Source organism: Agrobacterium sp. 22117, assembly GCF_052045735.1.
Taxonomy (GTDB): Bacteria; Pseudomonadota; Alphaproteobacteria; order Rhizobiales; family Rhizobiaceae; genus Agrobacterium; species Agrobacterium cavarae.
Genome location: NZ_JBQEPP010000002.1, coordinates 357,826 through 383,606, shown reverse-complemented (window position 1 = coordinate 383,606; position 25,781 = coordinate 357,826). Strand labels below are relative to the sequence as shown.

Here is a 25,781-nt window from a genome sequence, read left to right as displayed (position 1 = left end):
CGTCAATCGTGATGGTGGTGGCCGTGGCTGCCGTGTCCATGATCGCCATGCCCGTGATCCCCATGGGAATGGCTGCCATGCAAATGCCCACCATGTGCATGATAGGCGCCGCGCGCGGGTTGGAACGGTTCTTCCACATCCCGCACCGTTGCACCCAGGCCTTCCAGCATGGCGCGGATGACGTGATCGCGCAGGATGAGAATGCGATCCTCCTCGATCTGCGCCGAGAGATGGCGATTGCCGAGATGCCAGGCAAGCTCGATCAGATGCAGCGGGCTCTTTGCGGAGATCTCGAACAGCTTCTCATTGGCTGCGCGCACCTCCACCAGATCGCCGTTTTCGACGACCAGCAGATCGCCATGGGCAAACAGCACGGCCTCCTTCAAGTCCAGCATGACCATCTCGTCATTCTGGAGATGCAACAATTTGCGTCTCAAATGTCTCTGGTCATGGGCAAGGGTGACATAGCCGCTCGGCTCATCGGCGTGTGTGCCTGCGGGGAGATAGGATTGAACACGTAACATGGAGTTGTCCAGCCTGACTGTGATGCTTCAAGCGAAGAGTCTTGCCGGATGGGATGGGGGATTGCAAGCCGCTACAGCATCGGCCCGAAAATCGAGATCGATTTCCGCAGACGCACGATGCGTGGATTCAAAATCTCAAGCGTATAGCAAGCACAAATGCGCCTCATGGAGTGACGGCGGCACCGCGTTCACTTCGGCTCAGGAGGCCGCCTGGAGCGCCATGCCAACTGTCTCGTTACGCTCCACACGGGCAAATCCATCGCTATGGCAAAGGCGATTGCGCCCGGCGGCCTTGGCAATATAGAGCGCCTTGTCTGCCAAGGCGAAAGTATCGTGTTTCGATCGCGACGGCTCGATTTCGGCAATGCCGACGGACACCGTCGTCTGCAGCAGATTGCCTTCAAAATTGACGGAAAGACAGGCAACACGGACTCGCGCCATTTCGATCAGCGCGACGCGGTCCTTGCGCTCTCCGCCACAGACGATCACGCCGAATTCTTCGCCGCCGAGCCTCGCGACACAGTGGAAATCGCCGAACACATCCTCGATGGCCCGGGCAACGCGCTTGATCACCAGATCGCCGGCGCTGTGGCCGAAATTATCGTTGATCGACTTGAAGCGGTCGAGATCGAAGATCGCAAGCGAGGCGTTGTTCTGAATGTCTTCGAATGCCTGGTTGAAGGCGCGGCGATTGGCCAGGCCCGAGAGTGTATCGGTGCGGCTCAGCCGCTCAAACTCCGCCTGCGATTCCCGCAACTGGCGGATCGCCTTGGCAAGAACCGTGCAGAGAATTCCGGCGACCAGGCCGCCAACGATCCAGCCCATGGCGATACTGTAGGAGACAGCCTCCGCAAGCGGAACAGGAAGAAGCCCCAGCGCGGAACCGATCAAAATGACGGCCAGACTGATCACGATGGACAAGGATATGGAGATGAACACCATTTTCATCGCAAAGCTTCGCAGCGTCTGGCCCCGGCCTTGATCGCTGAGGCTCATATCGAGCGAGATAAACTTTGCGAACCCGTCAGCCATCAGCCTCTTACCTCCATAAGGCAACCGATAAGCAGAAAAGGTTGCGACATCTTCAATAGAACAAGTAAAAGTTTAAGCTAGTTTTATGCATATGCGGTCGTGGTGAAATTAATCGCATATGTGCTTAAACAAGGATGACCTTAAGCTTGTCATTCCCCACGGGCATGAACGGCGAAGCAGCAGGAATGATCCGCAGAATTCTCATCAAAATGCTGTCGGGCGCCTCCGCTTTGCCGCACGCGGCCCCAGTTCTGCTTTGGTGTCGTTATCCCCAGATTTCCGCATGACAGCGTCCGAGGGCTTTCCGCGGCATGCTCTCAGCGAGACGAAGAGAGACAGATCCTAGCTCTCCTCCCTAGGCTTGCGGAAAGAGGATGGGGAGATGCCCAGACGCTGCAAACGCGCATAGAGGCTTCGTCGCGGAAGTTTCAACGCTTCCGCAACAGCCGTAGCGTCACCGCCATGGTTTTGAAGTGCCTGGGTGAGAACGCTTGTTTCGAAAGCATCCATCTGCTCCACAAGGCCCAACCTCGTCGACAGTCCGTTGCGCGGTGACGCAAGGCCAAGCGCGATCTGCGTTGCATAGTTGCGCAATTCACGGACATTGCCCGGCCATTCGTTGCTCAAGAGAAACGCCTCGATCTCGCCATCGATCTGCGGGCTGGGAAGCCCATGCCGACGCGCCGCGTCCTCTAAAAACACGTGGAAGAGGATGGCGATATCCCCCTGCCGCTGACGCAGTGGCGGCACACCAATGCGCACGGTCTCGAGGTGATACAACAGGTCCTTGCGAAAGCCCGCCCTTTCGTCATCACCGGCAAGGTGTTTGCGTGTCAGGGTGGTGATGATCCGGATATCCACGGGCATCGTCCCGCCACTGGGATTGGGCATTTCGCGGCTTTCCGCCACGCCCAGCATGCGCCCCTGCATCAGGGCAGACATGGTCTCCGCCCCATCCAGAAACAGCGTTCCGCGCTGGGCCTCGGCAATCAGCCCACGACGCAGGCGCGTCCCGAACAGCGTTTCGTCAACTGTCGCGTCGGAGATCGACGCGCAATCGACGCGGATAAAGGGGCGCGCACGTCGCGCACTTCCCTGGTGCAACAGTCTGGCAATCAGCTCCTTGCCGGTGCCAGTCTCCCCTTCGATCAGAACATTGACGTCCGTTGGCGCAACCCGCTCGACCAGATCCCGCAACTGCACCATCGCCGGCGTCTGGCCAAGCAGCGGCGATGTCAGTTCCGCCTCCAGTGCCGCCTGGCGAAGCCGCCGATTGTCGACGACGAGGCGACGGGTTTCGAGCGCCCGCCGGACGGAGGCGATCAGATGGTCCGTCATGAACGGCTTTGCCACGAAGTCGAAAGCGCCCCGCTTTAAAGCCGCCACTGCCATGGCGATATCGCCATGCCCCGTCATCAGGATGACTGGCAATTCGCGGTCGCGCGCCAGAATGGCATCGAACAGGTCGTTGCCATCGAGCCGCGGCATGCGAAGATCGGTGACGACGACACCGGGCAGCGTCGTGGAGAGGCTGGCGAGCGCCGATTTCCCATCGTCATGCACCTCCACCTCCAACCCGGCGATGGCGAAGCTGTCCGCCAATGCTGCGCGAAAGGCGAGATTGTCTTCAACGAGCAGGATCTTCTCCGGTGCGTTCTGCGTCATGCCGCCCTCATGGTTACAGTAAAGGCCGCGCCGCCAAGCGCCGACGCCGTGATGGTGAGAGAACCGCCGAGATCCTTCATGATGTCCTGGGCAATGCCGAGACCAAGCCCAAGTCCATTGGGCTTGCCGGTAACGAAGGGCTCGAAGACTTGCTTGCCAAGCTGTGAATCGATGCCGGGGCCGTTATCGGCAACCGTCAGGCAAATCATGCTCTCTTCACGCTTCACCGTGATCGCAATCTCTGGATCGGGATGTCCCTCCAGCGCATCCATGGCGTTCTGCAGCAGATTGACGACAACCTGTTCGAGCGGCACACGCTTGCCCAGCACAGTTGGCTGACCGCCTGGCGGCAAGGTCAGGCGAATGCCCGCCTTGCGGATCCGGTCTTCCATCAACAGCATGGCACCGGCGATCATCTCATCCAGGGGCTCTTCGCCGATCTGCCCCTCCCCCTTGCGGGCAAACCCACGCATTTCCTGCGTCAGCGTGCCGATCCGCTCCGTCATCGCAATCATCGTACCGAGGCTGTCGCGAACACGTTCGCTGCGACTGGCGGCAAGATGGTGCAGCGCATTTTCCGAAAGGGTGCGAATGGTGGCAACCGGCTGATTGATTTCATGCATGAGTCCAGCAGTGATGGAGCCGACGGAGGCAAGCCGATTGGCCTGCGCCAATTCCTCGCGCGCCTCCCGATAACGCTGATCGGCAATTGCCCGATAGCCCATTTCTTCACGCAGCTGCGCCGTTCTTTCAGCGACCGCCGCCTCCAGGCTACGCCGCTCCGCAGCGCGCCTTGCGGTGCGATTGGCCTGCCACCAGACGGCGAAACCGGCGAGAAGCAGAAGCGGCAGGATGGCAAGCGTGGCAAACGTCGCTCGCCGGTCTGCGGCGATACGCGCTTGCCGCGTGTTGAGAAGATGCAGGATGCGAAGATCCGTTCCGGCAATGGGAAGTGCGGCATAGACCATGTCCGCGCCCTCAGCCGTCTCGATATGATCCGGACCGGCAAACCGATAATTGCCCGGCTGCAGCTTTGCATCGCCATATTGGCTGATCGCATCGATGCGCTGACGAACGGCGGTTGGCAGCGGCGCCAGCGTTGTCAAAATCTGGTCCTTGTCAGGTGCCGCCAGAATGATGCCGTTGGCATCGACGATCAGCGTGCGCCCCGGATCACCGGCCCAGATGGAGGAAAGCGCACCGAACTCGTATTTGACAACGACGACACCGGATGCCGCGTCGTTTTGGCCGACGCGCCGCGCCAGAAACAATCCCGCCTGACGGGTGAGTAAGCCGGCACCATAATATTCCGCCTTCCCGTCGCGCATGGCGCCGGAGAAATAGGGCCGGAAGCCGAAATCCTGCCCGACGAAGCTGCTGTCATCGCTGGCATTGGAGGCGGCAACGGCAACGCCGTTTCGATTGATCAGGTAGATATAGGAGGCTCCGGTCTCTCGCACGAGAGAGCCAAACTTCTCGCTGAGCCGCGCTGCCGTCTGAGCATTCCTGGTCGAGAGAACATCGACCAGATCGCCATATTCGCCCAGAACGATCGGCATGAGCCGAAAACGGGCAAGTTCGCTGTCAATCAACAGGCTGTGCTGGCGTACCAGCAACTCGGCCTCTCCGGCCAGTTGCTGCGATGCTTGCCGACGCGACCAGAGTGACGCTCCGCTCCAGACGAGAGCGATAGCGGCCAGGACGAGCAGCACCAGCACGACGATTTGTAGACGAGGTTTCACTGACATCTGTGCAGGATATTGCACAATCTATCAGAATGCCATGCATAAATCAGCACAAATTTCTTTCGCAGTACGAGGATAGATTTTGAAACGATAATAAAATTCAACAGCTTGACCACAGCGCAACAAAACCTTCACACGTCGACCGCCCCTCCCGCAGATTGCAAGACGAGGACGCGCCGTCGGGAGGATGGCCCAACAGCTAAAAATTAACGGCCATGTGCTGATCAGCAAGCACGCTTTAAGCGGGACAATCGCTGGTCACTCTAAGGGAAGACCCAAGCCCCAAGCCGCGCGTCACGATCTTGGCCCTGCCTGGAAGAAGGCACTGGGCGTCTTTGTATAACTTGACCAAGGGAGGGTCTGAGTGTGTTGATCGAGACCGGAAATACTGTCACCCAGGGAAGAGCCGCGCAGTCGGCGGACCGCAAGCATCGCCTGAAATCGATCATCGGCGGCTCGACGGGCAATCTCGTCGAATGGTTCGACTGGTATGTCTATGCCGCCTTTGCGCTTTACTTCGCCCCGCACTTCTTTCCCGCAGGCGATCAGACCGCGCAGCTTCTCAATTCCGCAGCCGTCTTCGCCGTCGGCTTCGTGATGCGCCCTGTCGGCGCTTGGATCATGGGCCTTTATGCCGACCGTCATGGCCGCAAGTCCGGTCTGGCGCTTTCGGTAACCCTGATGTGCTTGGGCTCGCTGATCATTGCGCTGACGCCTGACTACAACACGATCGGCGTGGCCGCGCCCACACTTCTCGTCATCGCCCGTCTGTTGCAGGGGCTTTCCGTTGGCGGCGAATATGGTGCCTCTGCCACCTATCTTTCCGAGATGGCCGGCAAGGAACGCCGCGGCTTCTTTTCCTCCTTCCAGTACGTGACCCTGATCTCGGGCCAGCTTCTGGCCATCGCCGTCCTCATCATTCTGCAAAACGTCATGACCACGGAAGATTTGAATGCCTGGGGCTGGCGCATCCCGTTCTTCGTCGGTGCGGCACTTGCCGTCGTGGTCTTCTGGCTGCGTCGTGGCCTTGCAGAAACCGAAAGCTTCAAGAACGCCAAGGCTGAAGGCAAGCCGAAGTCCGGCTTCTGGCAGCTTCTGACCAAGCATCCGAAAGAGACCGCACTCGTCATGCTGCTGACCGCAGGCGGCACCTTGGCCTTCTACGCCTACTCGATCTACATGCAGAAATTCCTCGTCAACACCTCCGGCTTCTCGCGCGAAGTCGCCAGCGAGATCAATGCGATCACGCTCCTCATCTTCATGCTGCTGCAGCCAATCGCGGGCGGATTGTCCGACAAGATCGGCCGCAAACCCCTTATGATCGCATTCGGCGTGATGGGCGTTCTTTTCACCTACCCGATCTTCTCGGCCCTGGAACACACCAAGGACCCGCTGATTGCCGGACTGCTGGTCATGGCCGCACTGGTGATCGTGACGGGCTACACCTCGATCAACGCCGTGGTCAAAGCGGAACTCTTCCCCGCCCATATCCGCGCACTCGGCGTTGCTCTCCCTTACGCTCTCGCCAACACGCTCTTCGGCGGTACCGCGGAGTTCGTCGCACTGCGCTTCAAGAGCGCTGGCTGGGAACAGGGCTTCTACTGGTACGTCACCGCCATGATCGGCGTGTCGCTTGTCGTCTACCTGTTCATGCGCGATACCAGCAAGCAGAGCGAGATCATCGAAGACTAAAGACCCTCATCAGGGGTCTGCGACCGATAACAAAACGAAGCGGGCGCCGTCTCTGGACGGCGCCCGCTTCGTTTTTGGAGGTAGACCAATTCTCGCAACTGACGTCAGTATCGCAAAAGCACAACGCATCATTTCAAACGCGTGCGCCCCTCGCCAATCCGCCAACGGAGCGGAGACGACGCTAAGGCGACGATCGCGCAGTTATGCGGACCATTTCAAAAAGCCCGATATCAGAACAGGAAGTAGCGCTGCGCCATGGGCAGAACCGTTGCCGGTTCGCAGGTCAGCAACTCGCCATCTGCGCGCACCTCATAGGTCTCCGGGTCCACCTCGATATGCGGGGTCAGCGTGTTGTGGATCATCGAGGCCTTCGAGATACCGCCGCGGACATTCTTCACCGCCACCAGCTTCTTGGCAACACCGAGACGCTGTGCCAACTCGCCATCGAGCGAGGCCTGCGATACGAAGGTGACGGAGGAGTTGGTGCGCAGCTTGCCGTAAGCCGCAAACATCGGGCGGTAATGCATTGGCTGCGGCGTGGGAATGGAGGCGTTCGGGTCGCCCATGGGTGCCGCCGCAATCGAACCGCCGAGCAGCACCATTTCCGGCTTTACGCCAAAGAAGGCCGGGGACCACAGAACGAGGTCGGCACGTTTGCCGACTTCGACCGATCCGATCTCGTGGCTCACACCATGGGCGATCGCCGGATTGATCGTGTATTTGGCGATGTAGCGGCGAACGCGGAAATTGTCGTTCTCGCCTTTTTCGTCCTTCAGGCGGCCGCGCTGACGCTTCATCTTGTCGGCCGTCTGCCAGGTGCGGATCGCCACCTCGCCGACGCGGCCCATGGCCTGGCTGTCGGAGGAAATGATCGAGAAGGCGCCGATATCGTGTAGAATATCTTCCGCCGCGATGGTCTCCTTGCGGATACGGCTTTCGGCAAAAGCAATGTCTTCCGGAATGGACGGCGACAGATGGTGGCAGACCATCAGCATATCGAGATGCTCCGCCAGCGTATTGACCGTGTAGGGCCGCGTCGGATTGGTGGAGGACGGAATGACGTTGGGATTGCCGCAGATCTTGATGATATCCGGCGCGTGACCGCCGCCTGCCCCTTCCGTATGGAAGGCATGGATGGTGCGGCCCTTGATGGCGGCCACCGTGTCTTCCACGAAGCCACTTTCGTTCAGTGTATCGGTATGGATCATCACCTGCACGTCGAAGGCGTCGGCCACCGTCAGGCAGTTGTCGATGGCAGCCGGCGTCGTGCCCCAGTCCTCATGCAATTTCAGCGAGGAGGCGCCTGCCAGGATCATTTCTTCCAGCGGCTTCGGCAGCGAGGCATTACCCTTGCCGGCAAGCGCCAGATTCATCGGAAAGCCATCGAAGCTTTCGATCATCCGTTCGATATGCCATGCGCCGGTGCAGGTGGTGGCAAGCGTTCCATGCGCAGGACCAGAACCGCCGCCCAGCATGCAGGTCACGCCGCTCATCAGCGCTTCTTCGATCTGCTGCGGGCAGATGTAGTGGATATGGGCGTCCATGCCGCCAGCGGTCAGAATCTTGCCCTCACCCGCAATGGCTTCGGTCGAAGGGCCAACGATGATCGTCACGCCCGGCTGCGTATCCGGATTGCCCGCCTTGCCGATTGCGTGGATGCGCCCGTCCTTCAAGCCGACATCGGCCTTGTAGATGCCCGAATGATCGACGATCACCGCATTGGTGATGACGGTATCGACCGCACCCTCCGCACGCGTCGCCTGGCTCTGGCCCATGCCGTCACGAATGACCTTGCCGCCACCGAACTTCACCTCTTCGCCATAGGTGGTGAAATCCTTTTCGATTTCGATGAACAGCTCCGTATCGGCCAGGCGCACCTTGTCGCCGGTGGTCGGGCCGAACATGTTGGCATAGGCGGCGCGGGAAATCTTGTAGGACATGGGCGGTCTGGCTCCCTCAGAGGCGGAGAAGGCTATTGTTTTGATAAAGACCAAGGCGGCATCCGCCTTGGCATCGTGACGTGTCTTGACAGATCAGGGCTACCAGAACTGTGCGGAAAGCGTCTTTAACTCCTGCGTCCGATCGCGGCTCATCTGCGCAAGGCAAGAGGCGACAAGCTGCGGCTCCATCGACCCGCCACGCGCCTGAAATCCCGCAAGGTTGCAATTGGCATCGCGGTAGGCGACCCAGGCGCGCTGCGCAGCAACCAGCGCGTCGACCGCGCCCTTGCCATTCTCGTCAGCCGCCTTGTCACGCTCGCCCAAAAGCTTGCGGAGCTTCTGGTACTCGACATTCAAGTCCTTGTCGGCCTTGTCGTAGTCTTCCCCGGCGCACTGGGTCATCTCCATCTGCGTCTGAGGGTCGGCACAATTGACCTTTTTGTCCTGGGCAAACGCCGCGGTGGCGGCGCCGGAGCCGACAAGCAGGACGAGAGAAACCAAGGCGCTCAGATTCAACTGTGAGGCCATCACAGCTTCCCCATGATCTGCTGGCGAAAGCCATAGACCTCGCGCTTGCCGGATAGCGGCACGAGCGTCACTTCACGCTTTTGCCCCGGCTCGAAACGCACCGCCGTGCCGGCCGGAATATCCAGTCGCATGCCGCGGGCCTTGTCGCGCTCGAAAATCAGCCCGGCATTGGTTTCGAAGAAATGATAGTGGCTGCCCACCTGAACCGGGCGGTCACCGGAATTGGCGACTTCGATGGTCACGGTCGGCTGGCCGGCATTGAGCTCTATCGTGCCCTCGGCAGCAATGATCTCACCTGGTATCATCCCAGTTCTCCCTTCAGCATAGCCAGCAAACGTGTAGGCGATTCTGCCCTGGACAATGCGTAAAACAAATTCTGTCGGTCTTACCGCATCGTGCTTTCCGAAAATCGGACTCGATTTTCGGAAAGCACGATGCCTCGATTCAAAAAAGGTAAAGCGCCGTGCGTCCAATAGGACGCGCGGCGCTTTAACGGATCGGCTCATGCACGGTGACGAGTTTTGTGCCGTCCGGGAAGGTGGCTTCCACCTGCACGTCGTGGATCATCTCGGCGATGCCTTCCATGACCTGATCGCGCGAGATGACATGGGCGCCCGCTTCCATCAGTTCGGCCACGGCGCGGCCGTCACGCGCACCTTCCACCACATAGTCGGTGATCAGCGCGATCGCCTCTGGATAATTGAGCTTGACGCCGCGTTCGAGCCGCCGGCGCGCCACCATGGCGGCCATGGAGATCAGGAGCTTGTCTTTTTCCCGGGGAGTAAGGTTCATCGTCGTCCCATTCCAGCCGAGCGTCCTTCAGGGCTTGGAAGGTACGCTCAAAATCATCCCGCCGATGCAGTCACTTAGGCCAGACGGTCATCCGGCTTTAGGGGCGCTGCACCCGCTTCACAGATTCCAGACTTTCGGCACTGGCGCGCCGTTGCGCAAGAGCGAAATGATGGGAAAAAGCATTTTTCTCAAGGAGAAACCGTCCTGTGCAGACAGTCGCACGACGAGCTTCCCCTGCCATTCGCTGGCGCCGCCGCTTTCTCCGGCAAACGCTCTGATTTTAGGCAAGAGTGCCTCAGCCAGCGGCCCGATATAAAGGATGGTGGCGAAGGCGACGCGGCCCGCGAGAACGGAAGACCGCTGCGTCAGATCGGCAATGCGACCGTCGAGAAAAAGCTCTTCCGCGTGAACGAGCTTGCCGCCGTGACGAATGCGCCAGCGGTCACGAAACAGCCCTTCTTCCATTGCTTCGCCCATGGCCTGACGGCCAAGCAACACCGCTTCCACAGCGAGAAACTCGGACGAGGCATGCAGATCAGCCTCCAGCCTGCGTGTCAGCGAGGCGCGATCAAAGAGGATGGTTTCCTGGGGAAGCCAGTGCAGCCGAGTGTTTTCTTCCGCTGTGACACGAACGGAGACATTCGCAGTCCCGGCAGCGGCCTTGTAGACCTTTTCGCAGGCCTGCGTGGTCACGACAAGGCGGGTGCCTGCCTTGGCATGCGCCTGCCATTCCACCTCGTCTCCCCCGGTCAAACCGCCGGAGGAATTGATGAGAATGGCTTCCATTTCATTGGAAAATGTATCGGGCAGCCTGATCTTGGCGCAGCCTTCCTGGAACAATTCATCCAGACGACTGCGCCCATCAAGCGCTTTGGTTACAATGCGTCCTCGGCCACGGGCGCGTTGCGGACGGGGTTGGCTGATGCTTTCAAGGACTGGCTGCACGTCGTCTCCGAGGGCTTCGCGGATGCGGAAACCGCTTTCACAGAGCAATCCGTCTTCGACGTTGCGTCGACAACCATCTGCCCTTCCGTATTCTGGAAGAAATCCCACATTCTTTCGGCTGCATCAACCTGTCTTGCGCTCTCATCACCCGATGTCCTGCGGTCCACCGCAGGCTGAGCCTTCGGCGTCACATCGCTGCCGGGCTTGCGGGTCAGAACGGCAGAAGCGGCAATGACGTCGGACTTCATCGTGGCGCGCGGCCATGCATGATCCCAGGCGTCGATCACATAGGAATGAATGCGCGATCCGCTCTTGCAGACATCATAGGAATTGAATGTGAAGTTGCCGAGAGACTTGCTCTTCACCGCACCCTTGCAGCCATCGAGCTCCGCCCAACGCTTCAGCGCCGTCTCGCCGCCATACTGCCAGTAAGGCTTGCCGCCACCCTGATAGGGATTGGCCGGATCCTTCGTGCCGGCAAAAGCGATGATCGACATCGGCTTGGCTGGCGTGCAGCTTGCCATATCCGGCCGCCAGCGGCCTTCGGCTTCCACCGGAACGCCTGCGCGAAGCGAGGCGACAAAGCCAGCTGCGGCAAAATCGTTGCTGCCGCTGCACAGATATTGGGAAAGCATGCGCCCGCCGCCGGAATAGCCGGAGCCATAAAAGCGCTCTTCATCGACGCAGAACTTCGACTTCACCATGGAAACCGCATCGCGGATGAAAGAGACCTCATCCAGCCCGCCCTTGCGGGTGGTCACGCCCGGCACGTTCCAGGCATGGGTACCTGGCAGATCGCCGTCGAGACTGCCCTGCAGTGCCACGACCATGACGCCCGTGCGTTCGGCGACCTTGTCCCAGCCACTGCGATCGAGCTGGCCGTTCGGATTGCTGTTGCTGCCATGAAAGTCAAAAACCACCGGCACCGGCTTCGATCCATCATAAGAGGATGGAACGAAATAGACTCCCTCGCGTTCTGCCCCCTGTGACATGAGCGAAAACTCATGCCGACCGGGCTTTGCAGCCTGACCGCACATCGACGCCGATGCTGCGGCGCTCATGCTTGTGAGGATGGCAAACCCTGCGAACAATGTCTTGGCAGGGAATTGAAGCCGGAACGTCCGGCCAGCAACAGTCAAATTCATCGGCACGCCTTTATTGGCACAGTTCTCCGACAAGATGCCGGAAAATTCGCGGAATGTAAGGGATCGACGGTCGCGGCGTGCAGATGACCTCTCGGGTGTGTCTTGCATGCAGCATTCATGTTGCCAATAACACAGGACTTTGGTGAATGAAACGTAAAAACCTGCATGAAAGCCATGCCTGAGCGCATGGCTGTTCACTTTATCACGGGGTTTTTATTACGGCGTGAGCAAATCCGCAGCAACTATACTGTCAAATGCCGCCGCGCTTCCGGCGTGTCGAGCGTTTCCGCCGCACCTTGATGCACCACCTCGCCGCGATCCATGATGTAGACATAGTCGGCAAGCTCGCGGCAGAAATCCAGATATTGCTCGACCAGCAGGATCGCCATGCCGGTTGAATCCCTCAGATACTTGATGGCCCGTCCGATATCCTTGATGATCGACGGCTGAATGCCCTCGGTCGGCTCGTCCAGCACCAGGATCTTCGGACGCGTTACCAGCGCCCGGCCAATCGCCAGCTGCTGCTGTTGCCCGCCGGAAAGATCGCCGCCGCGGCGTGACAACATGCTTTGCAGCACCGGAAACAGGCTGAAGATGTCGTCGGGAATAAACCGCTCCTTGCGCGGCAGCGGCGCATAACCACTCTCCAGATTTTCCTGCACCGTCAGCAATGGAAAGATTTCACGCCCCTGGGGCACGTAGCCCACCCCACGCTTCGCCCGCTGATAGGGTGCAAGTCCATTCAGGCTCTCTCCACCAAAGGTAATCGAGCCGCCGCTGATGGCATGCTGACCGGTGACCGCACGCAACAGCGAACTCTTGCCCACCCCGTTTCGCCCTAGCACACAGGTGATCTTGCCCATCTCGGCATTGAGCGAAATGCCACGCAAAGCCTGCGCCGCGCCATAGTGAAGATTGATGTTTTCGACGCTTAGCATGTTCACCGCCCCAGATAGTTCTCAATGACCTTCGGATCGTTCGAAACGAAATCGATCGATCCCTCGGCCAGCACGGAGCCTTCGGCAAGGCATGTCACCTTGACGCCAAGCTCGCGGATGAAGCCCATGTCGTGTTCCACCACCACCACGGAACGGGTCTTGGCGATTTCCTTCAACAGCACGGCCGTTTCCGCCGTCTCGGCGTCCGTCATGCCCGCCACCGGTTCATCCACCAGCAGAAGCTTCGGCTCTTGAGCGAGCAGCATGCCGATTTCCAGCCACTGTTTCTGGCCGTGGGAGAGATTGGCCGCAAGATCATCTCGGCGGTGGCCGAGGCGCACAGTTGCGAGGATTTCCTCGATGCGCGCTTTGTCTTCCGCCGTCAGACGGTAGAACAGCGTGGCGAAGACGCCGCGTTTGCGGTTCAGCGCCAGTTCCAGATTGTCCCAGACCGTGTGGCTTTCGAACACGGTCGGCTTCTGGAATTTCCGGCCGATGCCGAGCTGGGCGATATCGGCCTCGTCCTTCTTCGTCAGATCGATCTGGTCTTCGAACAGCACCGTGCCGCTGTCCGGCCGCGTCTTGCCGGTGATGATGTCCATCATCGTCGTCTTGCCGGCTCCATTCGGGCCGATAATGGCGCGCAACTCGCCGGGCTCGACCACAAAGGAGAGAGAGTTCAGCGCCCGGAAGCCATCGAAGGAAACGGAAACGCCGTCTAGATAGAGCAGGCTTTTTGCTCTCGTATCAGAAACTGTGTTCATATCCGCCTCACTCCGCTGCCTGATGCGCCACCGCATCGTCATTGCCGGGCTTTGCCGGGTTGTCTTTGGGCTTTGCACCCTTGCCGCGACGACCCGCCATAGTGTGCTGGATGGTGCCGACAATGCCCTTGGGGAAGAACAGCGTGACGGCGATGAAGAGGCCGCCCAGCGCAAAGAGCCAGAACTCGGGAAAGGCGCCGGTAAAGTAGCTCTTGCCGCCATTGACCAGCAGCGCGCCGATGATTGGCCCGATCAGCGTGCCGCGGCCGCCAACGGCCGTCCACACAACCACTTCGATCGAGTTGGCCGGCGCGAACTCGCCCGGATTGATGATGCCCACCTGCGGCACGAAAAGCGCACCGGCAATGCCCGCCATCATCGCCGAGACGACGAAGGTGAAGAGCTTGATGTTTTCGACGCGAAAGCCAAGGAAGCGAACGCGGCTTTCGGCATCGCGCACACCCACCAGCACCTTGCCGAACTTGGAGTTGACGATACCGGAGGCAATCATCAGGGACAGCGCCAGCATCAGTGCGGTCATGGCAAACAGCACGGCACGTGTTCCGTCTGCCTGAACGGAAAAGCCGAGAATATCCTTGAAGTCTGTCAGGCCGTTATTGCCACCAAAACCCATGTCGTTGCGGAAGAAGGCAAGCAGCAGTGCGTAGGTCATGGCCTGGGTGATGATCGACAGGTAGACGCCATTGACGCGCGAGCGGAAAGCGAACCAGCCGAAGATGAAGGCAAGCAGACCGGGCACGACGAGCACCATCAGCATGGCGAACCAGAACATATCGAAGCCGTGCCAGAACCAGGGCAGTTCCTTCCAGTTGAGGAAGACCATGAAATCCGGCAGCACCGGATCGCCATAGACGCCGCGAGAGCCGATCTGGCGCATCAGATACATGCCCATGGCATAGCCGCCGAGCGCAAAAAACGCCCCGTGGCCGAGCGAGAGAATGCCGCAATAGCCCCAGACGAGATCGAGTGCCAGCGCCAATAGCGCGTAAGCCAGATACTTGCCGAGCATCGACATCATATAGGTCGGCACATGCAGCGGGTTGCTGGGCGGCAAGAGAAGGTTCAGTGCCGGAATGATGAGCGCCACGGCCAGAATGATGCCGATGGCAATCGAGATGCGGCGGTCGAGAGCGCGAAGGAGAAAGCCGGTAATCATGCTTCGATCGCCCTTCCCTTGAGTGCGAAGAGACCGCGTGGCCGCTTCTGGATGAACAGGATGATGAGGACGAGGACGAGGATCTTGCCGAGAACGGCACCGACGGTGGGCTCCAGGAACTTGTTGAGAACACCAAGCGACAGCGCGCCGACCAGCGTTCCCCAGAGATTGCCGACACCGCCGAAGACCACGACCATGAAGCTGTCGATAATGTAGCTCTGGCCAAGATTGGGCGACACATTGTCGATCTGGCTGAGCGCGACGCCCGCAAGACCCGCAACGCCCGAACCGAGCGCAAAGGTAAAAGCATCGACCCAGGGTGTGCGGATACCCATGGAAGAGGCCATGCGCCGGTTCTGGGTCACGGCGCGCATCTGCAGGCCGAAGGAGGAGCGCTTCAGAAGCAGAAGCAGGGCAACGAACACCGACAGCGAGAAACAGACGATCCAGACGCGGTTCCAGGTAAAGTTCAGATAGCCGACGCTGAAGGAGCCGGACATCCAGCTTGGGCTGCCGACCTCGCGGTTGGTCGGCCCGAAGATGGAGCGCACGCCCTGCTGGAGGATCAGCGAAATACCCCAGGTGGCCAGCAGTGTTTCCAGCGGCCGGCCATAGAGAAAGCGGATCACGCCGCGCTCGATGACGAGACCGACAAATCCGGTGACGATAAAGGCGACCGGCAGCGCGATGGTGAGCGACCAGTCGAACAGTCCTGGGAAGTGACTGCGAATGATATCCTGAACGATGAAGGTGGAATAGGCGCCGATCATCACCATCTCGCCATGGGCCATGTTGATAATGCCCATCACGCCGAAGGTGATGGCAAGGCCGATGGCCGCAAGCAGCAGCACGGAACCGAGAGACAGGCCGTACCAGATGTTCTGGGCCGCATCCCATAGCGCCAGCGAGGATTGGATATGCGAGATCGCCGCGTCAATGTCCGGCTTCAGGCTGGCATCGACGGAGGATGATGCAGCCATCAGGATGCTGATCGCATCACGCCCGCCGATCGTCTTGATCGTGTCGATGGCGCCGCGCTTGTCTTCGACGGAACGATCGGAGCTAAGCAGGGAAACGGCCCGCGCCTCTTCCATGCGCGCGCGAACCTGGGCGTCGGTTTCCTTGGCAAGAGCCGCTTCCAACAGCCCGAGATTTTCAGCACTCGGCGCCTTCAACACGGCATCCGCCGCGGCAAGCCGCACACCACGATCGGGGCTCAGCAGCGTCAGACCGCCGAGTGCTGCGCGCGTGACACGACGCAGCGTATTGTTGACCTTGATCTTCGTCACCGCTGCCTTCGGCGCTTCCCCGATCGCCTCACCCGTCATCGGATCGATCAGGGTCAGATTATCGCCGGCGGGCTTGGTGAGAAACACCAGGCTGTCGGCCTTGCGAACATAGAGTTCGCCGGCAGCAAGCACTTCGAGTGCAGGCACGACGCGTGCATCGCCGGTCGCAGCAATCTGCCCTATCAGCGCTTCAGCCTGCTTGAAATCGGCCTTGCCCAGCGCATCGATCAACGGCTTGGCATCGCCCTGCTGGGCAAAGGCCGAAGCCGTCAGGCTGAACAACAGGCCGATCACGGCCAACAGTCGGAAAAACATGGTCCCAAGTCCCCCTTGGAGCCTCTCTCCCTCTCGACGTCATCCTCGGACTTGACCCGAGGATCCATCACGTCTGCCAGAAACCAGCGACGCTAGAGAGAGTGAGTGTAAACAGTGGATCCTCGGGTCAAGCCCGAGGATGACGGCGGCGTGGGGCGATTGCCCGGTCTCCCTCACCCCGGAGTTGAGCCGGAGTCCAGTCGAGGCGCATCAGCGCCTCGAGAGGGATCACCCAATCACATGCCCTTGCCGCCGCACTTGCCCGACGCAACGTTGAAGTTGCCGCAGGACATTGGCTTGCGCCAGTCGGAGATCAGGTCCTTGGAGTCCGGCAGGTAATCGGACCACTCGTCGCCCACGACCTGCGCGGTCTGCTGGACGATCTGGAACTGGCCGTCCGACTGGATTTCGCCAATCAGCACCGGCTTGGTGATGTGGTGGTTCGGCATGACGGTGGCGTAACCGCCGGACAGGTTCGGCACCGAAACGCCGATGATGCTGTCCAGAACCTTGTCGGTGTCCGTGGTGCCGGCAGCCTCGACGGCCTTCACCCAGGCGTTGAAGCCGATATAGGCGGCTTCCATGGGGTCGTTGGTCACGCGCTTGTCGTTCTTGGTGAAGGCGTGCCATTCCTTGATGAACTCGGCATTGACCGGCGTATCGACGGACTGGAAGTAGTTCCAGGCGGCAAGATGGCCGACGAGAGGCGTGGTATCGAGACCGGCAAGCTCTTCTTCACCGACGGAGAAGGCAACGACCGGAATGTCTTCAGCCTTCACGCCCTGGTTCGCCAGTTCCTTGTAGAAGGGAACGTTCGCGTCACCATTGATGGTGGAGACAACCGCAGTCTTCTTGCCGGCAGAGCCGAACTTCTTGATGTCGGAGACGATCGTCTGCCAGTCGGAGTGACCGAATGGCGTGTAGTTGATCATGATGTCCTCTTCCTTGACGCCCTTCGACATCAGGTAGGCCTTCAGGATCTTGTTGGTGGTCTGCGGGTAGACATAGTCCGTACCGGCCAGAACCCAGCGCTCGACGCCTTCAGTGTTGGCAAGGTAATCGACGGCGGGGATCGCCTGCTGGTTCGGCGCAGCACCAGTGTAGAAGATGTTGCGCGAGGACTCTTCTCCCTCATACTGCACGGGGTAGAAGAGGATAGAGTTCAACTCTTCGAAAACCGGCAGAACGGATTTGCGCGAAGACGAGGTCCAGCAACCGAAGACGGCGGCAACCTTGTCCTGGCTGATCAGCTGACGCGCCTTTTCGGCAAAGAGCGGCCAATCGGAGGCCGGATCAACGACGACGGCTTCCAGCTTCTTGCCAAGAACGCCGCCCTTCTTGTTCTGCTCATCGATGAGCATCAGCATGGCGTCCTTCAGCGTCGTTTCCGAAATCGCCATCGTGCCGGAGAGCGAGTGCAGCACACCGATCTTGATCGTGTCGTCAGCGGCAAATGCGCCGTGGAATGCAGTGGTGGACATGATGGCGCCGAGCAGCGCGCCAGTGAGCATCTTGCTGAAAGTCATCGGAAGAACCCCTCTTCGTGTTGGGCCGTGAAGGCCTCAGCGGCATGTTGAACCGCTGCTGGAGGGGACTATCGGGCTCGGTGCCGCGAAACCGTATACGTCGTTTGACGTAGGTGGGGTGGCGAAATCAGCACATGGAAGTGTGAGGGCCGACGCAAGGTCAGCCGACGGAGTAAGCGAGGATGCGAGATACCTCAGTTATGGGGCTTCTCGTCCTCGGCAATGGCGTCCTGATGGTACCAGCTGTCGAAGTCCACGCGCGGAGCCTCTGCCTGGATGGACTGAACCGACGCATCCTTGCGAAAGCCTCGGTAGCCTGCACGGCCTCCGACGGGGAACTGATAGATCTTGGCACTTTCAAAATTGGGTTCGGTTCTCATGACGGCCTCTTTTCTTCCAGTCAAACACCTCAGCACCATGCTTCGTTCCGGACTATAGCTGATTGAAAGCCGAAATTCACCCCATTCGCTTAAAAAAATATCACAAAGCCTAATTTTTAATCACATCGATTGCGCGTCGGTTAATCGAATAGTCTTTATGCAGCTAATCACTCAAATTTCGCACTTTCAGGTCAAAAAACATTCAGAACGACCCCTTCGCTTACAGTTTCAGCAGAAAATCGGCCGATTTCGCTTCATAAAGCCTTCATAATTCTAAAAATTTGAGAAAAACCCTCATCGCATGTCAGGACGGAATTTTGCCGTACCAACCGGTTCGGCAGCAAGGTTGGCAGAAAAAAATGAGGCGCCGATTCGAGACACACGCGAATTGGCACGCGGCATGCATATCTATCGGCAGCCCTTGAAAGCGAGAGCGTTTTCCACCGGTAACCGGACGAAAACAATCAAGGCTTCGCATCTTAACCCATGAGAGGTTCGTAATGACTAAGTTCAAACTCGAGTACATCTGGCTGGATGGTTACAAGCCGGTAGCAAACCTGCGCGGCAAGACGCAGATCAAGGAATTCGACGAATTCCCGACACTCGAGCAGCTTCCGCTTTGGGGCTTTGACGGCTCCTCCACCATGCAGGCCGAAGGCCACAGCTCTGACTGCGTTCTGAAACCAGTCGCAATCTACCCTGACCCTGCCCGCACCAACGGCGCGCTGGTCATGTGCGAAGTCATGATGCCGGATGGCGTAACGCCGCATCCGTCCAACAGCCGCGCAACCATCCTTGACGATGAAGGCGCCTGGTTCGGCTTCGAGCAGGAATACTTCTTCTACGAAGACGGTCGTCCGCTCGGCTTCCCAGAGCAGGGCTACCCAGCTCCGCAGGGCCCATATTACACCGGCGTCGGCTACAAGAACGTCGGTTCGATCGCTCGCGAAATCGTCGAAGAGCATCTCGACCTCTGCCTCGAAGCTGGCATCAACCACGAAGGCATCAACGCCGAAGTGGCCAAGGGTCAGTGGGAATTCCAGGTTTTCGGCAAGGGCTCCAAGAGTGCCGCCGACCAGATCTGGATCGCTCGCTACCTGCTTCTTCGCCTTTGCGAAAAGTACGGCATCGACGTCGAATTCCATTGCAAGCCGCTCGGCGACACCGACTGGAACGGCTCTGGCATGCACTGCAACTTCTCCACCAAGTTCATGCGTGAAGTTGGCGGCAAGGAGTATTTCGAAGCCCTCATGGCTGCCTTCGAAAAGAACTGGAAAGAGCACATCGACGTTTACGGTCCGGACAACCACCTGCGCCTGACCGGCAAGCACGAAACCGCTCCGTGGAACAAGTTCTCCTACGGCGTTGCAGACCGTGGCGCATCGATCCGCGTTCCGCACTCCTTCGTCAACAACGGCTATCGTGGTTACCTCGAAGACCGTCGTCCGAACTCCCAGGGCTGCCCTTACCAGATCGCTTCCGTCGTGCTGAAGACGATCGCAGAAGTCCCGACCGCAAAGTCGGCTGCTGCCTAAGGTAAAATGAATGGCGTCGCTCGATCCGGGCGACGCCATTTTTCTGTCCGCCGGTAGCGGGCAACGTGGACTCAACGACCGCGGCGCGCTCGTCATCCTCGGGCTTGAGCCGAGGATCCAGGTTTCCATCCGCTGGTGGATGGTCGGGTCAAGCCCGACCATGACGCCGGAGAGAGATACGGACACCAAGCTTTAGTGGAGGCTGTGAAACACTGGCATGGCCGCACGGCAACGCATCATCCCCGTCAGACGCGAATATAACCGCTGGGTCGCGAACCAGACGCTGGAAGATTACGCGCTGCGATTTACCGCCAAGAGCGCCCGACAATTCTCCTCAAGCCGCATTTCTCACACCGCCATCGGCGCGATCTCCTTTCTGGCGCTGGAAGCCATCGGCGGCGCCATCACCCTCTCCTACGGCACGACCAACGCCTTTTTCGCCATCATTGCTGCCGCGATCGCCATGCTGCTCGTCGGCTTGCCGATCAGCCGCTACGCCATCCGCCACGGCGTCGATATCGACCTTCTGACGCGCGGTGCAAGCTTCGGCTATATCGGCTCCACCATCACATCGCTGATCTACGCCGCCTTCACCTTCATGCTCTTTGCCATCGAGGCGTCGATCATGTCCGGCGCGCTGGAACTGGCGCTCGGCATTCCGCTGTGGATCGGCTATATCATCTCGGCGGTCATGGTCATTCCGCTCGTCACCCATGGCGTGCGGCTCATCAGCAAGTTCCAGATCCTGACGCAGCCCTTCTGGATCGTTCTCAACGTCCTGCCCTTCATCTTCATCGCCCTGATGGATTGGCAGAAGTTCGATCTCTGGCTCGCCTTTTCTGGCATTCACCATGCCTCTGCCTCCCCCGGTGAAATCGCCTCCTTCAACCTCATCGAATTCGGTGCGGCCTCCGCCGTCATCCTGGCGCTGATGTCGCAGATCGGCGAACAGGTGGACTTTCTGCGCTTCCTGCCGGCCGAAGGTCAGAGCAAGTGGCGCCACAAGTTCGGCGTTTTCCTCGCCGGTGCCGGTTGGGTTCTGGTGGGCGTTCCCAAGCTTCTGGCGGGCTCCTTCCTGGTGGTGCTGACGCTATCCTCCGGCGTGCCGGTGGATCGTGCCGCCGACCCGTCGCAAATGTATCTGACCGCCTTCGGCTACATGATCCCGAACCACAATGCCGCGCTGATCCTGATGGTGGCCTTCGTCGTCGTGTCGCAGTTGAAGATCAACGTGATGAATGCCTATGCGGGCTCGCTCGCCTGGTCGAACTTCTTCTCGCGGCTCACCCACAGCCACCCGGGCCGCGTCGTCTGGCTGGTCTTCAACGTTGCGATTGCACTCCTTCTGATGGAGCTTGGTATCTATCGGCTGCTGGAAGAAACGCTGGGCATCTTCTCCATCGTCGCCATGGCGTGGCTTTGCACCATCTCCGCCGATCTCTTCATCAACAAGCCGCTCGGCCTTGCCCCACCCGGCATCGAGTTCAAGCGCGCCCATCTTTACGATATCAATCCCGTCGGCGTCGGTGCCATGGCGCTCTCCGCAACGATCGCACTCAGCGCCCATTTCGGTCTGTTCGGCACACTTGCCGCATCGCTGGCGCCCTATATCACCCTCATCGTCGCCTTCATCGCCTCACCGCTGATCGCCTGGGGCACGAAGGGAAAATTCTATCTAGCGCGCAAGCCGCGCCAGAAGTGGAAGGAGCTTTCCAGCATCACCTGCTCCATCTGCGAGCATCCTTTCGAGCCGGAAGACATGGCCTGGTGCCCCGCCTATGCCGGTCCGATCTGTTCGCTCTGCTGCTCGCTGGACAGCCGCTGCCACGATATGTGCAAGCCGAAGGCACGGTTGAATTATCAGACGGCCCAGGTGGCAAAGACCTTCCTGCCGGAACAGCTCGTTGCCAAGCTATCGACCCGGCTAGGCCGCTATGCCATCTTCTCGATACTCGCCGTTGCCGCCATTGGCGGCATTCTGGGGTTGATCGCTCATCAGGTCGGCACGGGCACGCCGGCGACGGCGGATGTCGTCAACCGCACCATCCTGATCGTCTTCTTCGTCTTTGCCGTCATTGCCGGCATCGTCTGCTGGTTCCTGGTGCTCGCCCATGACAGCCGCGTCGTGGCGGAGGAGGAATCTTCGCGTCAGAACACGCTGCTTTTGAAGGAAATCGCCGCCCACCAGAAGACCGACGCCGCCTTGCAAAACGCCAAGGAAACCGCCGAAGCCGCCAACCGCGCCAAGAGCCGCTATGTGGTGGGGCTCAGCCACGAATTGCGCACGCCGCTCAACGCCGTGCTTGGCTACGCCCAGATCCTTGAGCGCGACGAGACCATCCCCGCGCCTCGCCAGTCCGCCATCAAGGTCATCCGCCGCTCCGCCGATCACCTCTCCGGCCTGATCGACGGTCTCTTGGATATCTCCAAGATCGAGGCGGGACGCCTGCAGGTGCAATCCAACGAAATCAACATTCAGGATTTCCTCGACCAGATCATCGACATGTTCCGCCCGCAGGCGCAGGCCAAGGGGCTAACCTTCCGTCATGAACGGGCACGAGGTCTGCCGCAATATGTGCGCAGCGACGAGAAACGCCTGCGCCAGATCCTCGTCAACCTGCTCTCCAACGCCATCAAGTTCACCGACGAAGGCACTGTCAGCTTCGACGTCACCTATCGAAGCCAGGTCGCCACCTTCACCGTCACCGACACCGGGCGCGGTATTGCGCAAAAGGATCTTGCCCGTATCTACGAGCCTTTCCAGCGTGGCGAAGCCGAAATCATCAAGCCCATGCCGGGGCTCGGCCTCGGCCTCACCATCACTCAACTGCTGACCAATACGCTCGGCGGCGAGATTTCCGTCGAAAGCGAGAAGGATGTCGGCTCGACCTTCCGGGTACGGCTGATGCTCTCCTCCGTCGATCGGCCCAGCACCGCACTTGCACCGGAAAAGAAGATCGTTTCCTATGCCGGCCCACGCCGCACCATCGTCGTCGTCGATGACAATGAGGATCACCGCGACCTGATGATGGAGGTGCTGTCGCCGCTCGATTTCGTCGTGCTGACGGCGCAAAGCGGGCCAGACTGCCTGGCGCTGATCGAGGCGATGCAGCCGGACGCCTTCCTGATCGACATCTCCATGCCTGGCATGAGCGGCTGGCAATTGGTGGACAGGCTGCGCGACGCAGGCCAAACGGCGCCCATCCTCATGCTCTCGGCCAATATCGGCGATACGGCGATCATCGGCGCTGGTAAGGATGGCCATAATGACACGCTGGCAAAGCCCGTGGATATCCGCAAGCTCTGCGACCGGCTGGCCGTTCATCTCGGCCTGCAATGGGTTTATGATACCGACCTGCCCCCGGTCTCATTAGCCCAAAGTCAAGCAAAGCCCGGCGCAATACAGGCACCGGCACCGGCTCATTTACAGGATCTGATTGCACTTGGCGAAATAGGCTATATTCGTGGCATCGAAGCAAAGCTTGATAGCCTTGCGGCTGAACCTGAGAACCTCGCCTTTACCGAAGAAGCCCGCCGCTTTGTGCGCGCTTTTGACCTCGCCGGCTATGCCGATTATCTCCAGGCTTTCGACAGAAAGGACGGACACGGATGAACCGATCGTTGCAGCCCCGCGATATCGTTCTTCTGGTCGATGACAGCCCGGAAGCGCTCGGCTTTTTGACCGAGGCGCTGGAACAGTCCGGCTTCTCTGTGCTGATCGCAACCTCGGGACAGGCAGCCCTCAACATCGTCGAGCGCGTGACGCCCGATCTCGTGCTGCTTGATGCCGTCATGCCGGGCCTGGATGGCTTCGAAACCTGCCTGCGGCTGAAGGCAAACGCCGCCGTGGCGCAGGTGCCAGTGATCTTCATGACCGGGCTGACCGAAACCGAACATGTGGTGCGCGCGCTGGAATGCGGCGGCGTGGATTATCTGAGCAAGCCGATCAATATCGACGAGCTGCGCGCCAGGCTTCGGGTTCACCTCTCCAATGCGCGCTCCGCCCAAAGCGCGCGCGTCGCGCTGGATGCCGCTGGCCGTCACCTTCTGGCGGTGCGCGCCGATGGCACGATCCTCTGGTCCACGCCACAGGCAACGCGCCTCATCAACGCCGCAACCGGCAGCAATGATGGCCTCGATATCGTGTCGCGCACCATTGGCGAATGGATGGAGAAGCAGGCCTCCCGTGACACGCCGCTGGTGATCACACAGTCGGACCGGCCTTCGCTGCAATTTACGTTTCTGGGTGCCGTCGGCGCCGACGAATATCTCTTCCGCCTTACCACCACCAACGACAAATCCGGCGACGCTTTACTGCGTGACCGCTTCTCGCTGACGACGCGGGAATCGGAAGTGCTGGTCTGGATCGCCAAGGGCAAATCCAACCGCGACATCGGCGAGATTCTCGGCCTCTCGGCCCGCACGGTGAACAAGCATCTGGAACAGATCTACGTCAAACTCGGCGTCGAAAACCGCGCCTCTGCCGCAGTGAAAGCGGCAAATGTGCTGCACGATAGCTGAGATCCCAGGAGCCGTCTGTCTCCGCCGCCTGCCCGATAAGTAACACCCGATCTGCGAGCCCTCGCGCGCTCCACAGTGTCACGCTCCATTGCGCCATTGTCGCTTGATCACGACGGGGCTGCACCATCTCATCCATTAAGGCGCCGTGCGTCCTATAGGGCGCGCAAAGTACGCTCTACTTTTTTGAATTGATGCATCCTGATTTCCGAAAATCGAGGTCGATTTTCGGGCTGATGCTGTAAGGATAAACCCATGGCCAAACTCGTCATCCTCTCCGGCTGCTCCGGCGGCGGCAAATCCACGCTCCTCTCAAACCTTTCAAAACACGGGTTCGCCACGGTCGAAGAACCGGGCCGACGCGTCGTCGCACAACAGCTGAAAACGGGAGGCACGGCCCTCCCCTGGCTCGATCTCAAAGCCTTCCTTGAGCAAGCACTTGCGATGGCGGAACAGGACTACGCAGCCGCCCGCAACGCATCAGGCATCTCGATCTTTGACCGCAGCCTGATCGACGCCGCCTCCGCGCTTCGCCATCTGGGACACGACCGCTGGTATGAAGGGCTGCGTAGAGAATTTCGTTATGACAATCGGGTCTTCCTCACGCCCCCGTGGCCCGAAATCTACGCAACGGACAACGAGCGCCGCCACGGCTTCGAGGACGCCGTAGATGAGTATCAGCGGCTCTGCCGCGATTACGATGATCTGGGATATGACGTCGTCATCCTGCCGAGGATAGGCGTTGATGACCGCGTGGAATTTGTGCTGAACCTGCTTCAAGACAAATGAAAAAGACAGGCCCGCTTAAACCGATACGAAGCAAAAATCGCAAACGTCGAGGCTAAACCGCGTCGGCGCCCCTTACCGATCCCCCCCTTGAGGGGGAGATGTGCTGCAGGACACGGGGGGTAGCCACCACTCAGATCCCCCACAATGCAAAAAAGGCGGAACTCCGTCCGCCACATACAGCCACCCAACAAAGAACAGCATCGCACCTGTCCTCCCCTCCGACACCATCGGAAGGGAGACCAAGCGCTGAGATTAGCGGCAAACGCGCGTCTTGCGGACGATGATCTCACCGTGGCGGCGGATGCGTTCCTTCTTGACGAAGCAATCGCGCGGGGCATGGCGGTAGTGGCGCGGGCGGTATTCTTCACGGACCGGCTCCCGCATGACGCGCTGCGACGTCGTTACGGTGACGGTTTCAGCGAAGGATGGTGCGGTGACCGAGAAGAACGACGCGGCGGCGAGCACTGCGGAAACAACAAGCTTTTTCATTCATGAACTCCTGAATTGAGGCTGCGGGAAACGTGGCGCGTCGCAGCCGGTTC

Annotated in this window: 23 protein-coding genes; 6 read left to right on the top strand and 17 right to left on the bottom strand. The window is 59.6% G+C overall.

What is annotated here, in order from left to right; genetic code table 11:
• Positions 1 to 2 precede the first annotated feature (2 nt).
• From ureE to ACTJKV_RS06235, 4 genes are all read right to left on the bottom strand, one after another.
• Positions 3 to 524 carry an urease accessory protein UreE gene (ureE, locus tag ACTJKV_RS06250; protein ID WP_274101900.1) on the bottom strand — a complete coding sequence of 174 codons (522 nt, stop codon included), beginning with the start codon at positions 522 to 524 and terminating at the stop codon, positions 3 to 5.
• Between the two features lie 198 nt (positions 525 to 722).
• The gene (locus ACTJKV_RS06245) at positions 723 to 1,556 is read right to left on the bottom strand and encodes a GGDEF domain-containing protein (protein ID WP_062426238.1); all 834 of its coding nucleotides are present in this window, start codon (positions 1,554 to 1,556) and stop codon (positions 723 to 725) included.
• A 342-nt stretch (positions 1,557 to 1,898) separates the two neighbouring features.
• Positions 1,899 to 3,221, bottom strand: a complete 1,323-nt coding sequence (locus ACTJKV_RS06240; protein ID WP_274101898.1) for a sigma-54-dependent transcriptional regulator — start codon at positions 3,219 to 3,221, stop codon at positions 1,899 to 1,901.
• A complete protein-coding gene (locus ACTJKV_RS06235; RefSeq protein ID WP_274101896.1) occupies positions 3,218 to 4,969 on the bottom strand; it encodes a sensor histidine kinase in 1,752 nt (583 codons plus the stop codon). Before ACTJKV_RS06235 ends, ACTJKV_RS06240 begins: the two co-directional genes overlap by 4 nt.
• Positions 4,970 to 5,338: 369 nt before the next feature.
• On the opposite strand from ACTJKV_RS06235, the gene ACTJKV_RS06230 reads away from it, so the two are divergent.
• The gene (locus ACTJKV_RS06230; RefSeq protein ID WP_111850444.1) at positions 5,339 to 6,658 is read left to right on the top strand and encodes an MFS transporter; all 1,320 of its coding nucleotides are present in this window, start codon (positions 5,339 to 5,341) and stop codon (positions 6,656 to 6,658) included.
• Between the two features lie 230 nt (positions 6,659 to 6,888).
• On the opposite strand, the gene ureC is transcribed toward ACTJKV_RS06230, so the two are convergent.
• The 12 genes from ureC to ACTJKV_RS06170 form a co-directional block, all read right to left on the bottom strand.
• On the bottom strand, positions 6,889 to 8,598 hold the full coding sequence (gene ureC / locus ACTJKV_RS06225; RefSeq protein WP_274101895.1) for an urease subunit alpha: 1,710 nt from the start codon (positions 8,596 to 8,598) through the stop codon (positions 6,889 to 6,891).
• A 99-nt stretch (positions 8,599 to 8,697) separates the two neighbouring features.
• The gene (locus tag ACTJKV_RS06220) at positions 8,698 to 9,126 is read right to left on the bottom strand and encodes a lysozyme inhibitor LprI family protein (RefSeq protein ID WP_112359983.1); all 429 of its coding nucleotides are present in this window, start codon (positions 9,124 to 9,126) and stop codon (positions 8,698 to 8,700) included.
• Complete coding sequence (locus tag ACTJKV_RS06215) at positions 9,126 to 9,431, bottom strand: urease subunit beta (protein WP_111850354.1); 306 nt, start codon at positions 9,429 to 9,431, stop codon at positions 9,126 to 9,128. Before ACTJKV_RS06215 ends, ACTJKV_RS06220 begins: the two co-directional genes overlap by 1 nt.
• A gap of 184 nt (positions 9,432 to 9,615) precedes the next feature.
• A complete protein-coding gene (locus ACTJKV_RS06210; protein ID WP_062426232.1) occupies positions 9,616 to 9,918 on the bottom strand; it encodes an urease subunit gamma in 303 nt (100 codons plus the stop codon).
• Between the two features lie 117 nt (positions 9,919 to 10,035).
• Positions 10,036 to 10,758 carry an urease accessory protein UreD gene (locus tag ACTJKV_RS06205; protein ID WP_440598601.1) on the bottom strand — a complete coding sequence of 241 codons (723 nt, stop codon included), beginning with the start codon at positions 10,756 to 10,758 and terminating at the stop codon, positions 10,036 to 10,038.
• Between the two features lie 35 nt (positions 10,759 to 10,793).
• A complete protein-coding gene (locus ACTJKV_RS06200; protein ID WP_112359984.1) occupies positions 10,794 to 12,008 on the bottom strand; it encodes an alpha/beta hydrolase family esterase in 1,215 nt (404 codons plus the stop codon).
• Between the two features lie 242 nt (positions 12,009 to 12,250).
• Positions 12,251 to 12,946 carry an urea ABC transporter ATP-binding subunit UrtE gene (urtE, locus tag ACTJKV_RS06195; RefSeq protein WP_062598804.1) on the bottom strand — a complete coding sequence of 232 codons (696 nt, stop codon included), beginning with the start codon at positions 12,944 to 12,946 and terminating at the stop codon, positions 12,251 to 12,253.
• A 2-nt stretch (positions 12,947 to 12,948) separates the two neighbouring features.
• The gene (gene urtD / locus ACTJKV_RS06190) at positions 12,949 to 13,710 is read right to left on the bottom strand and encodes an urea ABC transporter ATP-binding protein UrtD (RefSeq protein WP_062426613.1); all 762 of its coding nucleotides are present in this window, start codon (positions 13,708 to 13,710) and stop codon (positions 12,949 to 12,951) included.
• Between the two features lie 7 nt (positions 13,711 to 13,717).
• Positions 13,718 to 14,887: an urea ABC transporter permease subunit UrtC gene (gene urtC, locus ACTJKV_RS06185; protein ID WP_113274123.1), complete on the bottom strand. Its 1,170-nt coding sequence runs from the start codon at positions 14,885 to 14,887 to the stop codon at positions 13,718 to 13,720.
• The gene (urtB, locus tag ACTJKV_RS06180; RefSeq protein ID WP_274101889.1) at positions 14,884 to 16,491 is read right to left on the bottom strand and encodes an urea ABC transporter permease subunit UrtB; all 1,608 of its coding nucleotides are present in this window, start codon (positions 16,489 to 16,491) and stop codon (positions 14,884 to 14,886) included. The genes urtC and urtB overlap by 4 nt, the downstream gene beginning before the upstream one ends.
• Before the next feature lie 236 nt (positions 16,492 to 16,727).
• Complete coding sequence (gene urtA / locus ACTJKV_RS06175; RefSeq protein WP_062426226.1) at positions 16,728 to 18,017, bottom strand: urea ABC transporter substrate-binding protein; 1,290 nt, start codon at positions 18,015 to 18,017, stop codon at positions 16,728 to 16,730.
• Positions 18,018 to 18,211: 194 nt separating this feature from the next.
• The gene (locus tag ACTJKV_RS06170; RefSeq protein ID WP_062426225.1) at positions 18,212 to 18,397 is read right to left on the bottom strand and encodes a DUF2735 domain-containing protein; all 186 of its coding nucleotides are present in this window, start codon (positions 18,395 to 18,397) and stop codon (positions 18,212 to 18,214) included.
• A gap of 500 nt (positions 18,398 to 18,897) precedes the next feature.
• Between ACTJKV_RS06170 and ACTJKV_RS06165 the strand changes: the two genes are divergently transcribed.
• The 5 genes from ACTJKV_RS06165 (at position 18,898) to ACTJKV_RS06145 (ending at position 25,239) form a co-directional block, all read left to right on the top strand.
• On the top strand, positions 18,898 to 19,932 hold the full coding sequence (locus ACTJKV_RS06165) for a glutamine synthetase beta-grasp domain-containing protein (protein ID WP_062426224.1): 1,035 nt from the start codon (positions 18,898 to 18,900) through the stop codon (positions 19,930 to 19,932).
• Between the two features lie 10 nt (positions 19,933 to 19,942).
• A complete protein-coding gene (locus tag ACTJKV_RS06160; protein WP_062426223.1) occupies positions 19,943 to 20,128 on the top strand; it encodes a hypothetical protein in 186 nt (61 codons plus the stop codon).
• 21 nt (positions 20,129 to 20,149) lie between these two features.
• The gene (locus ACTJKV_RS06155; protein ID WP_274101887.1) at positions 20,150 to 23,545 is read left to right on the top strand and encodes a hybrid sensor histidine kinase/response regulator; all 3,396 of its coding nucleotides are present in this window, start codon (positions 20,150 to 20,152) and stop codon (positions 23,543 to 23,545) included.
• Positions 23,542 to 24,453, top strand: a complete 912-nt coding sequence (locus tag ACTJKV_RS06150) for a response regulator transcription factor (protein WP_062426221.1) — start codon at positions 23,542 to 23,544, stop codon at positions 24,451 to 24,453. The genes ACTJKV_RS06155 and ACTJKV_RS06150 overlap by 4 nt, the downstream gene beginning before the upstream one ends.
• A 252-nt stretch (positions 24,454 to 24,705) precedes the next feature.
• On the top strand, positions 24,706 to 25,239 hold the full coding sequence (locus ACTJKV_RS06145; protein WP_062426220.1) for an AAA family ATPase: 534 nt from the start codon (positions 24,706 to 24,708) through the stop codon (positions 25,237 to 25,239).
• Between the two features lie 252 nt (positions 25,240 to 25,491).
• On the opposite strand, the gene ACTJKV_RS06140 is transcribed toward ACTJKV_RS06145, so the two are convergent.
• Positions 25,492 to 25,728 carry a hypothetical protein gene (locus ACTJKV_RS06140; RefSeq protein ID WP_062426219.1) on the bottom strand — a complete coding sequence of 79 codons (237 nt, stop codon included), beginning with the start codon at positions 25,726 to 25,728 and terminating at the stop codon, positions 25,492 to 25,494.
• Positions 25,729 to 25,781: the final 53 nt, after the last annotated feature.

What these genes read in the sequence shown, in the direction of transcription:
- ureE (WP_274101900.1), bottom strand. Translation starts at nt 524, where the DNA reads ATGTTACGTGTTCAATCCTATCTCCCCGCAGGCACACACGCCGATGAG.
- ACTJKV_RS06245 (WP_062426238.1), bottom strand. Translation starts at nt 1,556, where the DNA reads ATGGCTGACGGGTTCGCAAAGTTTATCTCGCTCGATATGAGCCTCAGC.
- ACTJKV_RS06240 (WP_274101898.1), bottom strand. Translation starts at nt 3,221, where the DNA reads ATGACGCAGAACGCACCGGAGAAGATCCTGCTCGTTGAAGACAATCTC.
- ACTJKV_RS06235 (WP_274101896.1), bottom strand. Translation starts at nt 4,969, where the DNA reads ATGTCAGTGAAACCTCGTCTACAAATCGTCGTGCTGGTGCTGCTCGTC.
- ureC (WP_274101895.1), bottom strand. Translation starts at nt 8,598, where the DNA reads ATGTCCTACAAGATTTCCCGCGCCGCCTATGCCAACATGTTCGGCCCG.
- ACTJKV_RS06220 (WP_112359983.1), bottom strand. Translation starts at nt 9,126, where the DNA reads ATGGCCTCACAGTTGAATCTGAGCGCCTTGGTTTCTCTCGTCCTGCTT.
- ACTJKV_RS06215 (WP_111850354.1), bottom strand. Translation starts at nt 9,431, where the DNA reads ATGATACCAGGTGAGATCATTGCTGCCGAGGGCACGATAGAGCTCAAT.
- ACTJKV_RS06210 (WP_062426232.1), bottom strand. Translation starts at nt 9,918, where the DNA reads ATGAACCTTACTCCCCGGGAAAAAGACAAGCTCCTGATCTCCATGGCC.
- ACTJKV_RS06200 (WP_112359984.1), bottom strand. Translation starts at nt 12,008, where the DNA reads ATGAATTTGACTGTTGCTGGCCGGACGTTCCGGCTTCAATTCCCTGCC.
- urtE (WP_062598804.1), bottom strand. Translation starts at nt 12,946, where the DNA reads ATGCTAAGCGTCGAAAACATCAATCTTCACTATGGCGCGGCGCAGGCT.
- urtD (WP_062426613.1), bottom strand. Translation starts at nt 13,710, where the DNA reads ATGAACACAGTTTCTGATACGAGAGCAAAAAGCCTGCTCTATCTAGAC.
- urtC (WP_113274123.1), bottom strand. Translation starts at nt 14,887, where the DNA reads ATGATTACCGGCTTTCTCCTTCGCGCTCTCGACCGCCGCATCTCGATT.
- urtB (WP_274101889.1), bottom strand. Translation starts at nt 16,491, where the DNA reads ATGTTTTTCCGACTGTTGGCCGTGATCGGCCTGTTGTTCAGCCTGACG.
- urtA (WP_062426226.1), bottom strand. Translation starts at nt 18,017, where the DNA reads ATGACTTTCAGCAAGATGCTCACTGGCGCGCTGCTCGGCGCCATCATG.
- ACTJKV_RS06170 (WP_062426225.1), bottom strand. Translation starts at nt 18,397, where the DNA reads ATGAGAACCGAACCCAATTTTGAAAGTGCCAAGATCTATCAGTTCCCC.
- ACTJKV_RS06165 (WP_062426224.1), top strand. Translation starts at nt 18,898, where the DNA reads ATGACTAAGTTCAAACTCGAGTACATCTGGCTGGATGGTTACAAGCCG.
- ACTJKV_RS06160 (WP_062426223.1), top strand. Translation starts at nt 19,943, where the DNA reads ATGGCGTCGCTCGATCCGGGCGACGCCATTTTTCTGTCCGCCGGTAGC.
- ACTJKV_RS06155 (WP_274101887.1), top strand. Translation starts at nt 20,150, where the DNA reads ATGGCCGCACGGCAACGCATCATCCCCGTCAGACGCGAATATAACCGC.
- ACTJKV_RS06150 (WP_062426221.1), top strand. Translation starts at nt 23,542, where the DNA reads ATGAACCGATCGTTGCAGCCCCGCGATATCGTTCTTCTGGTCGATGAC.
- ACTJKV_RS06145 (WP_062426220.1), top strand. Translation starts at nt 24,706, where the DNA reads ATGGCCAAACTCGTCATCCTCTCCGGCTGCTCCGGCGGCGGCAAATCC.
- ACTJKV_RS06140 (WP_062426219.1), bottom strand. Translation starts at nt 25,728, where the DNA reads ATGAAAAAGCTTGTTGTTTCCGCAGTGCTCGCCGCCGCGTCGTTCTTC.